This is a genomic window from Candidatus Symbiopectobacterium endolongispinus (assembly GCF_018777385.1).
Lineage (GTDB): Bacteria > Pseudomonadota > Gammaproteobacteria > Enterobacterales > Enterobacteriaceae > Symbiopectobacterium > Symbiopectobacterium endolongispinus.
On sequence record NZ_JAFJYB010000004.1, the window covers coordinates 41,203 to 53,376 of the forward strand.

The 12,174-nt window shown below is 52.8% G+C and carries 13 protein-coding genes and 4 pseudogenes; 12 read left to right on the plus strand and 5 right to left on the minus strand.

Annotation, left to right across the window (positions count from 1 at the left end):
* Window positions 1-3 precede the first annotated feature (3 nt).
* The 10 genes and pseudogenes from JZM30_RS15455 to JZM30_RS15495 all read left to right on the plus strand — a co-directional run bounded on the left by JZM30_RS15455 (window position 4) and on the right by JZM30_RS15495 (window position 6,077).
* The gene (locus tag JZM30_RS15455; RefSeq protein ID WP_252319746.1) at window positions 4-177 is read left to right on the plus strand and encodes a type II secretion system protein; all 174 of its coding nucleotides are present in this window, start codon (window positions 4-6) and stop codon (window positions 175-177) included.
* 63 nt (window positions 178-240) lie between these two features.
* A complete protein-coding gene (locus JZM30_RS15460) occupies window positions 241-600 on the plus strand; it encodes a hypothetical protein (RefSeq protein ID WP_252319748.1) in 360 nt (119 codons plus the stop codon).
* Window positions 597-1,529, plus strand: coding sequence for a type II secretion system minor pseudopilin GspJ (gene gspJ / locus JZM30_RS15470; protein WP_438801511.1), 933 nt, complete (start codon window positions 597-599; stop codon window positions 1,527-1,529). Before JZM30_RS15460 ends, gspJ begins: the two co-directional genes overlap by 4 nt.
* Window positions 1,526-2,503 (plus strand): type II secretion system minor pseudopilin GspK, encoded by a 978-nt coding sequence (gspK, locus tag JZM30_RS15475; protein WP_252319750.1) that lies wholly within the window; start codon window positions 1,526-1,528, stop codon window positions 2,501-2,503. The genes gspJ and gspK overlap by 4 nt, the downstream gene beginning before the upstream one ends.
* Before the next feature lie 11 nt (window positions 2,504-2,514).
* Complete coding sequence (locus JZM30_RS23645) at window positions 2,515-2,637, plus strand: hypothetical protein (RefSeq protein ID WP_286673609.1); 123 nt, start codon at window positions 2,515-2,517, stop codon at window positions 2,635-2,637.
* Between the two features lie 67 nt (window positions 2,638-2,704).
* Window positions 2,705-3,549 (plus strand): annotated as a pseudogene (gspL, locus tag JZM30_RS15480) (type II secretion system protein GspL); the annotation flags it as partial.
* A 42-nt stretch (window positions 3,550-3,591) separates the two neighbouring features.
* Window positions 3,592-3,819 carry a GspL/Epsl periplasmic domain-containing protein gene (locus JZM30_RS25005; RefSeq protein ID WP_498037998.1) on the plus strand — a complete coding sequence of 76 codons (228 nt, stop codon included), beginning with the start codon at window positions 3,592-3,594 and terminating at the stop codon, window positions 3,817-3,819.
* A complete protein-coding gene (locus JZM30_RS15485; RefSeq protein ID WP_252319752.1) occupies window positions 3,816-4,328 on the plus strand; it encodes a type II secretion system protein M in 513 nt (170 codons plus the stop codon). The genes JZM30_RS25005 and JZM30_RS15485 overlap by 4 nt, the downstream gene beginning before the upstream one ends.
* Window positions 4,318-5,103, plus strand: coding sequence for a type II secretion system protein N (locus JZM30_RS15490; protein ID WP_252319754.1), 786 nt, complete (start codon window positions 4,318-4,320; stop codon window positions 5,101-5,103). Before JZM30_RS15485 ends, JZM30_RS15490 begins: the two co-directional genes overlap by 11 nt.
* A gap of 127 nt (window positions 5,104-5,230) precedes the next feature.
* Window positions 5,231-6,077: pseudogene (locus JZM30_RS15495) on the plus strand (prepilin peptidase).
* Window positions 6,078-6,199: 122 nt separating this feature from the next.
* On the opposite strand, the gene ypdK reads toward JZM30_RS15495, so the two are convergent.
* Window positions 6,200-6,280, minus strand: a complete 81-nt coding sequence (gene ypdK, locus JZM30_RS24375; RefSeq protein ID WP_367115774.1) for a membrane protein YpdK — start codon at window positions 6,278-6,280, stop codon at window positions 6,200-6,202.
* Window positions 6,281-6,819: 539 nt separating this feature from the next.
* On the opposite strand from ypdK, the pseudogene JZM30_RS15505 reads away from it, so the two are divergent.
* A pseudogene (locus tag JZM30_RS15505) lies at window positions 6,820-7,906 on the plus strand (alkene reductase).
* Window positions 7,906-8,163, plus strand: coding sequence for a hypothetical protein (locus JZM30_RS15515; protein ID WP_252319762.1), 258 nt, complete (start codon window positions 7,906-7,908; stop codon window positions 8,161-8,163). The pseudogene JZM30_RS15505 and the gene JZM30_RS15515 overlap by 1 nt, the downstream one beginning before the upstream one ends.
* Before the next feature lie 72 nt (window positions 8,164-8,235).
* Here JZM30_RS15515 and JZM30_RS15520 read toward each other — a convergent pair whose 3' ends face one another.
* From JZM30_RS15520 to JZM30_RS15535, 4 genes and pseudogenes are all read right to left on the minus strand, one after another.
* Window positions 8,236-8,793, minus strand: coding sequence for a hypothetical protein (locus JZM30_RS15520; RefSeq protein ID WP_252319764.1), 558 nt, complete (start codon window positions 8,791-8,793; stop codon window positions 8,236-8,238).
* Between the two features lie 453 nt (window positions 8,794-9,246).
* Window positions 9,247-10,632: pseudogene (locus JZM30_RS15525) on the minus strand (MFS transporter).
* 669 nt (window positions 10,633-11,301) lie between these two features.
* The gene (locus tag JZM30_RS15530; RefSeq protein ID WP_252319766.1) at window positions 11,302-11,583 is read right to left on the minus strand and encodes a hypothetical protein; all 282 of its coding nucleotides are present in this window, start codon (window positions 11,581-11,583) and stop codon (window positions 11,302-11,304) included.
* 251 nt (window positions 11,584-11,834) lie between these two features.
* Window positions 11,835-12,164, minus strand: a complete 330-nt coding sequence (locus tag JZM30_RS15535) for a DUF1266 domain-containing protein (RefSeq protein ID WP_252319768.1) — start codon at window positions 12,162-12,164, stop codon at window positions 11,835-11,837.
* Window positions 12,165-12,174: the final 10 nt, after the last annotated feature.

Here is a 12,174-nt window from a genome sequence, read left to right on the forward strand (position 1 = left end):
AGGATGGAACAGCAACGCGGGTTCACACTACTGGAGATGATGTTGGTTGCTCTGCTGGCAGGGATTGCTGCCAGCCTGGTGATGATGGCCTTTCCTTCCGACAGGCAGAGTGCAGTGCCCGGCAGATGGCCTATTTTCGCGCGCAGCTCGATTTTGCCGTGGAAGAGAGTCAACTGAACGAGCATGTGCTTGGTGTACGTATTTATCAGAACCGGTGGCAGTTTATCGAGCTGTTGCCGAATGACGGTGGTGAAACGTCACGCTCGCACAGCGATCAGTTTCTGGGCTACCACTGGCAGCCCTGGCGACCACAAAGCATTACGCCCTCTGCGACTTTACCCGCACGCTTGCGCCTTGAACTGCAAGATATCAAAAGTAAAAGCGCTGAAACGCAATGGCCACGAAGAGGTCTCGAACGGGCGTGACGATGAGACTGACATCCTGATTCTGCCCAGTGGAGAAGTAACGCCGTTTCGGCTGGTGTTCAACGCCGAGCCGAAAACGCAGAACGCCTGGGTACAGGTGGATGCTGTCGGCAACATTATGACCTCGCAGGATGTGCAAGAAAAACGCACGACTATCCAGGGGGCTCGGTTATGAAACCGCAGCACGGTATGACACTGCTTGAGGTGATGGTGGCGTTGACGGTGTTTGCGTTGGCGGGGCTGGCCGTGATGAAGACCGCCATCTATCAGGTCAGCGCCCTGAACCGTCTGGGGTTGAAAACCTTCGCAGGCTGGGTAGCAGAAAATCAGCTGGTACAGTTGAAGCTGGAGAAACGCTGGCCGGAAACGCGTTGGGTAAGCGGTGTCAGTTCGCAGGGCGGTGAGCGCTGGTTCTGGCGTTGGCAAGGCGTAGAAACCGGTGATGCGCAGTTATGTGGTGAAACAATGAAGGGCGAGACAGCCCGCCTTGACGGTGTAACAGCAAGGTCGTTGCACATACAGCGCGGTTTTACGCTGGTGGAGATGTTGCTGGCTATCGGGATTTTTGCCGCGCTGAGCGTTAGCGCATTCCAGATACTGAACGGCGTGATGCGTAACGATGAAATTTCAGCGCGCAAAGCGCAGCGGTTATCAGAGTTGCAGCGGGCGTTTGGTCAGGTGGAGGACGATCTTTCACACATCATTGCTCGCCATGGTCGAGGCAGAGCTGCGTTTTTCTTTACCGGCAGTAAGCAAATGCAAAGTGAAGACGACTATCTGCGTTTCACTCGCAATGGCTGGCTTAATCCGCTGGGTATTTTGCCGCGCAGCGAATTACAGGGCGTGGCGTATCGATTACGTGATAACCAACTAGAGCGGCTGTTTTACCGCTATGTCGATCCTATTCCAGGTGAAAAACCGGAACAGAAAGCGATATTGACCCAGGTAGAAGGTTTTCGCTTACGTTTTTACGGCAGTAACGGCTGGCAGAAATCGTGGGGTAACACCGCGCAGTTACCGCAGGGGATTGAGGTGATTTTAACGCTGCGCGATTACGGCGAAGTGTCACGCATGTTCCTTATCTCGCCTGGAGAGAAGACATGAAGTCGCGCCAGCGTGGTGTCGCCTTGTTGGTGGTATTGCTGATCCTGGCGCTGATGGTGACGGTCGCCGCCAGTATCGCTGAACGGCAAGGCAAGGTGTTTATGCGCACCGACCGCCAGTTGGGACACCAGCAGGCTAAATGGTATGCCCTTGGCGCGGAAGCCTTTGTGGGAAAGGTGATCTTGCGTGATGCGCTGACCACGCCGGAACGCACGACGCTGTCGCAAAACTGGGCGCAGCACGGACGCCAGTTTCCGGTTGAGGGCGGGGAGATCCTCGGTTATGTGCAGGATGGGCTGACGTGCTTCAACTTGAATGCGCTTAATAAAACCATTAGTGACGACAGCACGCCGTATCCCGCACAGGTATTTCGCTGGTTGCTGATCAATCTTGGGGTCGATCCGGCACAGGCTGTAACCATTGTGGCGGCAGTGCGCGATTGGATTGACGAAGACAGCCAGCCAATGGCGAACGGGGCTGAAGATGAAACCTATATGGCAGTGCCCGATCCCTACCGTGCAGCCAACCAGTCGATGGTAGATATCAGTGAATTGCGCATGGTGCAAGGGGTGGATGCTGCGCTTTACCAGCGTTTGTTGACGTTTGTCTGTGCACTGCCGACACAAAAGTTGCAGATAAATATTAATACGTTGCGGGACTATCAGGCACCGCTGCTCTCCGCGCTGTTTCTTAACACGCTAAACGCAGAGCAGGCCAAAACGCTGTTGCAGCAACGCCCTGTGGCGGGGTGGCAAAGCGGAGCTGCATTTTTAGCACAAGGCAGTTTTCCCAATATCAATAAAAGCAGCGCGCAGCGAGTGTTGGTGGCGATAAGTGATTGGTTTTTTGCCCATATGCGGGTTCGCATGGGCGAGAGTGGTGATGTCTACCAAACCAGTCTACTGCATCGGGATGGAAAAACAGTGTCCGTGGTACGACGGTACTCAGGCGGTTACCGCACGGTGAATCCATGAACAGGAACAGTATGAAGACGTTTAATTTTCAACGCGTATTTCCCGGCCGAGCGCTGGCTCTTTCACGCCAGATGAATGAAGGCGTACGGGCTTCTGACAAGCCGCGCCTGATAGTGCGACTGGCTGGGGATTAGTCGGATGTTGAATGGCTGATCGCGCACGGTCGTGAGGGACGCGTTGTAACACAAGGGCAGCGCAGTACAGTTGCGCGAACTGCTGGCGGGGTATCCTGGCATTCACTCAGCCACCGTACTGGTGCCGACGACCGCCGTGACGTTTCATTCGCTGACTATTGCTCGGCAGGCTCGCCGCCAGCTACAGCAGGCGCTGCCGTTTATGCTGGAGGAACGGCTGGCCGTTGATGTGGAAACCGTACACTGTGCCGTACTGGTATGGGACGGCGACCGTGCGACGGTTGCAGTCGTCGCAAAGAGCAAGATGGCGCATTGGGTGGCGCTCTGCGCTGCATTGGCCATCAAACCTGACATCATACTGCCCGATGTGATGGCGCTGCCCTTGCCTGTCACGGGGCTCAGCGCGCTCTGCCACCGCGATCTGTGGCTGTTTCGTCACACAACCGGTGATGGCATGGCGAGCTGGCATGCGGCGTTGCTGGCCGCATTGCCCCTGGCTCACCCCGATGATGAACCCGATGCCGCGGGGAGTGACGCCGACCAAGAGATACCAGTCCTGCACGGTGACAGCTACAGCCATCCGGCACCATCCGCCGGTATCTGGGCGTCTCAATCCACCACGCCTTTGCTGCAATTGGCGGCACAGGCACCGACGTTGTCCCTGTTAGGGCTGGACCAGGGGAATTTGCACCGGCGAGAGCATGGCGCAACGGGTGGAATGCCTGGCGTGGAGCGGCAGCGCTGGTTGGCTGCTATCTGCTGTTATTGCTGGCGGATGCTGTCTGGCAGCATTACCAACTGTATCAACAAGCGGTCTACTGGCAGCAAGAAAGCGTGCGTGTATATCGGCAGATATTCCCGGCAGAAACGCAGGTCGTGAATCCTCGGGTACAGATGCAACAGCATTTATAGCAGGCAGGCGGTGAGCGCGATACGCCTCGCCTGCTGCAATCAATGAATCGCTTACAGGCGTTGCTGGGAGAAAATCAGGACATACGCCTCACCACGCTGGCCTATGACGGTAATCGGCAAGAAATTCGTCTGGCTTACAGCGCGCCTGCCTATCCCGAACTGGAACAGTTCCAGCAACAGGCTGAAACCTATTACCAGATCCAACACGGTGAAATTCGCCAGAATGGCACACGCGTTGAAGCACAGATGACGTTAAAGGGGCAACCATGAGAAACGCCGTCATGACGTGGCGGCACCACTATTGGCTTAGCATTACACCACGTGAGCGTCGGCTGCTGATGCTGGCGGGCAGTGCGCTGGTGCTGGCCGCCTGCTATTTCCTGCTATGGCAACCCTGGCAGCAACGCAGCGAGCAGTGGCAGCGCACGCTGGTCAGGGAGCAACAAACGGTCTCCTGGTTGCGCCAGCAAGCCCCTCGTATTGCACAGGCCGCTGCACCCTTGACATCCCAGGCAGCAGAATCGCGTCATGTCAGCTTGCCTGTGCTGATTTCGCAAAGCAGTAGCCGCTACGGCTTGAAAGCGATACGACTACAACCGCAAGGGAATCAGGTTGCCGTGACGCTGGAGCGCAGTGATTTCACCTTGTTGATGCAATGGCCGGGGGAGATGGAACAGTTGGGCATTAACGTGCAACAACTCGATGTGAATGCCGTGGACGGCTCGCCCGGCAGGGTGGATATCAGCAAACTGGTGATGGAGTGTGCCAATGAAAGCTAGTGCCCTCAATACCGATTCGAACACGGGGCGAGATTTCAAAATGAAAGCGCTGGTAGCGCTCGTGTTCATGCTGGGCTATCTGTTTTTCCTGACGCTGGATGCCCCCGCTAGCTTGCTGACGCGGTGGCTACCGCAGGATCTGGCGGTTAATGGTGTTAACGGCACGGTCTGGCACGGGCAGATTGACGCGGTTCGCTGGCGCGGTAGTGATGTGGGCGCGGTGAGCTGGGATGTCACCTTCTCTGACCTGATGCCCGCGCTGGCGGTGGCTTTCGATAGCCCCGATGGGCCGCGCGGAAAAGGCGTGATCCGAGGCTGGCAGCAGGCGCAGCTTTTTCAGTGGCAGGTGTCTGTTCCCGCCGCTTACGTGGTGAATAAGCTGCCGCTCATTGTCCACGTCAGTGCGCAAGGGAACGTGCAATTACGGTTGCAACACGCCGTTGTCGATCCGCGCGGATGCCAATCGCTGTCGGCAACGTTGAACTGGCAGAATGCCGCATTAGGCACGCCGCTTGGCACGGTTGCTCTGGCTCAGCCGCAGGTACAGCTCAATTGCCGTGAGGGTCGTTTGGAAATGGCGCTGCGCCAGCAATCGCCCTATGTGCAAATTACCGGCAAGGGGAGTTTGGCTGCCAGCGGGGAATACCAGTTTGATGGGCGGGTGGCGAGCGGTGATGCCATGCCGCAAGCGATTGGGCGTATCTTGTCCACGCAGGGTAACTCTGACACGCAAGGTGGTCGTTTGTTGCGTTTTCAGGGGCGTTTGGCGCTTTAACTGCGTGCGAGTGCACAAGCTTGCATTTGGGCGTGTTTTACCGGTTGTTGCTCCTTGCTGCCTGTGAAACGATAGCGTGTAAAGGCGATGCCAACCATTACGAGGATGATGATATGCGAGGCACGGCGTGGAACAACTGGTAGCGTTTTCGGAAGCGTATTCTCTGCTCTGGTGCAGCGCGCTTTTGGTGTTGGGGTTGGTCATTGGTAGCTTTCCGAATGTGGTGATTCGCCGACTGCCTGTCATGCTGGAAATGCAGTGGCGTGATGAAGCCGCTTTGAACGTTGAGGGCGACGTACAACTCGCACAGACTCGTTACGATCTGTGGTGGCCGCGTTCCCACTGCCCAAACTGCCATCAGCCAATCGCGCTGCGTTATAATGTGCCGGTACTCGGTTGGCTGGTACTGCGCGGGCGCAGTCACTGCTGTAATCAGCCTATCGCCTGGCGCTATCCGCTGGTGGAAGCGGCAACCGGAATCCTGTTTGTGGCGGCTGGCAGCCTGTGGCCGCCGGGAGTCTCATTGCTGGGGGGCATTGGCTCTGCTTGCCTTTCTCATTGCTCTGGCGGCGATTGATGCCGATACCTTGCTGCTGCCGGATGCGTTGACGCAGCCGCTGTTATGGCTCGGATTGTTCATCAATCTTAGCGACGCCTTTGTGCCATTGGAGAGTGCTGTCATTGGTGCCATGGCCGGACATCTTGCCCTGTGGGTGGTCTACTGGTTGTTTAAAACTCTGACGGGCAAAGATGCGTTGGGGGCGGGCGATTTCAAACTGTTGGCGGCGCTCGGTGCCTGGCTCGGATGGCAAGCGCTGCCGCAATTGGTGCTGTTAGAGGCATTGGGCGGTTTAGTAATGACCTGTCTGTGGAGATGGCGGCACGGGGGCGATTTCGATCAGCCGCTGGCATTTGGCCTCTGGCTGGCGATAAGCGGCGGTATTCTGCTTTTTGTTCCCGGTTTTTCCTTCTGACGTTTTCATTAACGACGCCAACAAAATGGGCTGAGTGATTCTTCACTCAGCCCTTATTCATTTCTTTTATTCGATTTTATTTATTTTATGCTGTTTGGTATCGAACTCGCGATGACCTGTCACTAAATCATCAGCATAAAAGTACCCGCCCACACCATCAGCATGAATGAGATACCCATAAAAAATACTTCACTGATTGTCATCTTCAGCAAACATACGCCTGCAACGATTCCGATTGTGCGTCTTTTTGGAAAGCATTTACCCCTGCGAACCGACGCAGAGCGAGGGCTTTCCGTCCGTCATAAACAGGGCATGCCCGTTATGATGGAATCGGCGCTAAATCTACGCCTGGTGGGGGGTTGAATATCAATAGGGGGAAGGAGGAAAATGCAATAAATAGCATTAAAAAGCAGCCTGTTCGAGAGCGTCTTTGAGCGAAAAAAAAGGCATGTGATGGCGATTAATGCTACCAATAATCGCGCTGTTGACAGGAAAATGCGAGGAAGGATATCTAGCCAGAAAAAGTATTTGAAATTACGCTTTATCGTTCATCCCTCTTACCCCCCGATGTTTCTCATCATCCTTGCGGATAATACCCGCTCCAAAGGGACGTTTTAACCCTATAATGTGATTTGTCTCGCACTATTTGTTGCGAAGCAAACGTGAGTGCCATGATAAAACACCAGACACATTAGGGTTGCCTGAACCAGCCTTGAGGCCGGTTTCTGAGAAAGGAAATGCTATGTCGAATCTATTCGAGCCCGCCGCTATCGGCGAACTGACGCTGCCTAACCGCATTGTGATGACTCCGTTGACGCGCATGAAAGCCTTTCAACGAAAGAACGCCTGGGCCGCTGATGCTGGAATACTATGTACAGCGCGCCAACGCAGGACTGATTATCAGCGAAGCTACCTCTATCTCACCGCAGGGCGTAGGCTATCAGAATACGCCGGGTATCTGGTCTGATGAACTGATTGCCGGTTGGGCGCGCGTCACCGCCGGTGTGCACGCCGCCGGTGGAAAGATTGTCCTGCAACTGTGGCTCGTCGGGCGCATTTCCGATCCTGTCTACCTTGATGGGAAACTGCCGGTTGTCCCCAGTGCGATTGCGCCTGAAGGCCACGTCGCTACGATTCGCCCCTACAAGAACTATGAAGTGCCACGTGCGCTGGAAACCAATGAGATCCCGGGTATTGTTGAGGACTTCCGTCAGGCGGTGGCCAATGCCAAGCGCGCCGGTTTTGATGGTGTAGAAATACACGCGGCCAATGGTTACTTGCTCGATCAGTTTCTGCATGATGGTTCAAACCAGCGAACGGACCGCTACGGTGGTAGCATTGAAAACCGGGCACATTTTCTGTTAGAGGCAGTGGATGCGGTTCTCACTGTCTGGCCTGCTGGCCGTGTTGGCGTGCATCTGAACCTGATGTCCAATACGCACTCCATGAAGGATTCCGATCTGGCGGCGCTGTTTACCTATGTGGCCCAACAGCTGGATGCACGTCGTTTGGCCTTTATCTTTGGCCGTGAAGATATTGCGGGCAGTACGCTTTATGGCACCGTTGGTGCGTAAACATTTTACCGGTGCCTATATTGCCAATGATGGTTTGACGATAGCATCGGCACAGGCGCTGTTGGATGAGGGGGCGCAGATGCTGTGTCGTTTGGGCGTTGGTATATCGCAAACCACGATCTGGTGCAACGCTTGCGCCTCGGTGCGCCGCTCAATGCCTTGAACGCACAGACTATCTATACCAGCGATCGAACGGGTTACACCGATTACCCCAGTCTGGATGACGCTACCGCCAGCCCACAAGAAGGTGCGTGATGGCGAGTATCAAATTAACGGTGAATTACCTGTATCAGTTGCAAGGTAATGAAAAGAAGCCAGCTCATGCAGTGGCGCGGGTCTATGTTGGGGATACGCTGTCGGCAACGGAAGAAATAACGGGAATGACAGAGGAAGCTGTCAGCAAGTATCTGCACCATTCACTTCCTGAAGGACAGACCGTGCGCGTCGAGTGGGATTCCGCAATTAGCGCCGCTGAGGTGCATATGTGCCCCTGCTGTCACGCAGAGGAGTAAACCGCATCACGTCATACGGCAGCCCGCGCGGATAAAGCAGATATCAGCGCGGGCACTGAGCCGTCATCGACATTACTCGTCGCTTCCGTTTTCCTTGCCGAGCAGCTCTTGAATACGTTGATAGACTTCAGCCACCGTGAGACCACTGTAGGATTCATTGCTCTCAAAATTCATTACTTGCTCAGGATCCACGCCGTGCAACACACCGAGCAGAGCCAGATCTTGTTGAGAAATGCGTTTTCCGGTCAAGGAATCAAACATCTCTAATTGTCCATCAGGATATTTAATCACGGAGACCAATTTACCGCCGAACAGAGGAATGCCTGTCATGGTCAATGAATATTCATTGGCCGCAGCGGCTTCGCCATCATCTTGTTGCTGCTCGGCCTGCTTTTTCTCGGCAGCATCACCTCGTGCAGCGCGCGCCTTGTCAGAAGAGAGGGTCACCTTAGTGCTGTTGGCCGGTGAAAATGTATCGTAAGGATCTGAGCCAGTAGATGAAGATCCGGTTTTACTCTCAGTATTGACTGCCGCTACCGCATTGGGTGATTTGATCACATCAACGGTAGAGACGTTAGGTTGAAAAGTGGCGCCATGTAGATTTTGAGTCTGAATATCTGGAATAACCACAATATAACTCCTTTATATATTCATTACTGGCGGTGTTTAATGCCAACACATCACTTTGAAATAAAGCGAAAAAGATAAAAATGTCAGTAAAATATTTCTTAAAAACAGCTAGTTAACATGTTAATGTGCAATCTCAACGCGTTGGGTTTTGAAGAACGCGACGTCTGGCCCAGCAACCGCTGGTTATCGATGATTTAACCATTGCCCACTAATGCATCAAGCTTATCTGTATGTACACAGAACACAAACCCTTGAAATCACTATCGGCCAAAAAAAGAGCTTTTTTAATACTTAAAATGAATAATAGATGATTTCCGTTATTCCGTACGATAACTTACGATAACTGTGGATGTGGAGCGTTTTTTGATAGTTGGCCAACGCGAATTGGCCAGAACCGTCAATGCGAAAAAAACCTGAGCGATAGAGGGAAACCAATTCCGACCGGTAGATTGATCATTTGGGTTTGCGGGAAACATTGTTGCCCGCATCTGCACTTAACTTGATGATATCCCAGAGTGCCAGCGCGGTAATCAGCCCAATCAGGGCAAACCAGATGCGAAAACTGACTCCCGGTATGGCGGGTAGCATAAGCGTCTCGCTGATCCAGGCACCCGAGCGAATACACAGCGCACCGAGCGTGATACCGAGGCCATTAGCCAACTGCAATGAGGTGCTGAAAAGCGTATTGGCCGAGCTCATCTATTGCGCGGGAACATCGGCGAAGGCCAATGAACTGATCCCAGTGAATTGCATGGAGCGAAACAGACCGCCTAAAAACAGTACCACCAATGTCACCATTTGCGGTGTATCGGGGCTTAACAGTGCGCAGCCTAACAACGACAGTACGCAAAGAATACCGTTACCAATCAGCAATTTTTTAAAGCCAAAATAACGGATAAGCGGCGTTGTCGCAGGTTTCATCGCCAGGTTACCGGCAAAAACCGCCAGTACCAACGCACCAGAGTGAAAGGCATCCATACCAAATCCCACCTGAAACATCAGTGGTAGCAGGAAGGGAACGGAACTGATGGTTGCGCGTAAAACAAATCCTCCGCGCATGGTGATGCGGAATGTGGGAACGCTCAATGCGTCAAGGCGAATCAACGGGGTAGACGCGGTGCGCAGGTGTTTTATCGCCCAAAACATGGCGAGCATACCGGCAGCGATGACGGCAAACGCATATGTCGGGTGACTCTGTTGTTGATTGAGCATTTCCAACCCGGAAACCAGGCACAGCATGGTGATCCCGGTAGAGAGAAAGCCCCGGCTATCAAACGGCAGCTTCTCTTTTGGTTTCTGATTTGGCATTAAACGCAGAGCGATAATGATGGCGATAATCCCTAACGGCACATTGAGGAAAAAAATCCAGTGCCAACTGGCATAGGAGGTGATGAACCCTCCCAATGGCGGCCCAATGATCGGTGACACCAGCGCGGGCCAGGTGAGCGTAGCTATCGCCTTAATCAACTGGTCTTTTGGCATGGTTCTTAATACCACCAGGCGACCCACCGGCACCATCATGGCACCGCCAATACCTTGCGCCACGCGTAACAGCACAAACTGCGTTGCGGATTCCGCCAGGCCGCATAGCAACGATGAAAAGGTAAATATCGCCAATGCCACACTGAAAACGGTTCTGGCACCAAAACGCTCTGCCACCCAACCGCTGGCAGGGATCAGCGCCGCCAGCGTTAACAGATAAGCCGTAATACCAATATTAAGGTCAACGGCAGAAACGCCAAACGAGCGTGCCATATCGGGCAAGGCGGTGGCGATCACCGTGCCATCAAGGAACTCCATAAAGAAAGCGCTAGCCACCAACAGGGCGATACCTGAAATGGGGGCTGACGCGGGTTTACTTTGCTGCTACGCAGAATCCGATACAGCCATAACTATTCCCCTGACGTGACAATAAAAAAGATATTATTATTTAATGGTATAACAGCACTGATAAAGGTGTTATACCACTATTGATCTCAGGGGAAAACTACAATTCCATAGCAGAGTTATGGCTTTTGGTATGCAAACATTGCGCAAATCGTGGTCTTGCAGATGACGCGTAAGTTTATTTAACACAGTGTTGTGAAAAAAATGCCATAGCATATTTTGCTGACGCACCAGTTAAAGAGCCGTTATTTACAATGGCATCCGCTTAATAAAGGGTATAACGGCCACAGTCATTGCCATTAAAGAGATGCTGATGCCCGTGATGCTGTGCGGTGAGGATAAATTTTTTGTCCAACCCAAGATTCATGGTTGAGAAGCTGCTTTTTAAGGTGCTTATCACCCTTATAAAAACCATCAATTAATCCCGCTTTGGAATCATGCAGTGTTATTGCGCTGATTATTCCCTCATTGATATCCACCTCGCATAGCACAAAGTGGCCGCGTGACCCAAAGCACCCGATAGTATTGCTTCATTGCTATGCTCATCGAGTAGATCGTGGGCTGGTGCAGATACCAGATAGGTGGTGCTCTCGATCTGTGTGCTGCGATAAACGGTTTGTTCTATTGGAGTAAACGCAGATGTCCCTTCACTGTAGCCCACCCCCTTTTTTCGCTGAACAGCGTATCCAACTGAAGATTAAGCTCTAAGCACGTGAGCTTTTCACCGTGGGTGTCTGTCAACACACGCAATATTTCCACGATCCTGGCGCGGAAATCACCGAACTGAAAAGAAAGGAGTGACTTCATGGCTTCTTTCATGAGCGTCGCACACGGAGTTTGTGCTGAAGCGGCGGCGATTGGGGGTATTAGGGTGATGGTATTGTTTGAAATGGGCAGTAGCATGTTTTTATATCTCCCATAGGGGGTAAAGGCTGTACAACATGTTCTAAAGGGAAAGGCGATGGAGAGCATTAATAAGGTGATAATGGCGCGGCAGGTCGTTGCGGGGAATAGGGAATAGACCCTATTCCAGATCCTGGAACAGGGTATTGGCGATCAACAGCTAATTATTTGGCGCTGGAAAGGGTGTTAATCGCTTCCCATGACAAACCCAGATAGTTATTTTTCTGTAATTCGGTTAATCCGTACAAGCGTTAACGAACCATATCGAGATTATCTTTGGCGTGGAACAGATAAACGGCAATCAAGTAATCGTAGGTAAATTTACCGAAACCGGTATCGCCGAAATAGGTCTGATAGGCATCATGGATTTCTACTTTAAACAGATCCCACTCTTCTTTATTGATCATATTACAAGTGAAACCCCACCGAACCAGCATGGCGGCACGTTGTAAGTTGAAAGCGACGTAGGGAAGGGTAGTATCGTGATGTTTTTCCAACTGTGTTTCTGTTACCGCTGAAAATTTATCCAGAATAGCCAGTGCTTCACCGGGGTCTTCCCTTGTTGTGGTGGCTGAAGGCATGATAATGGCG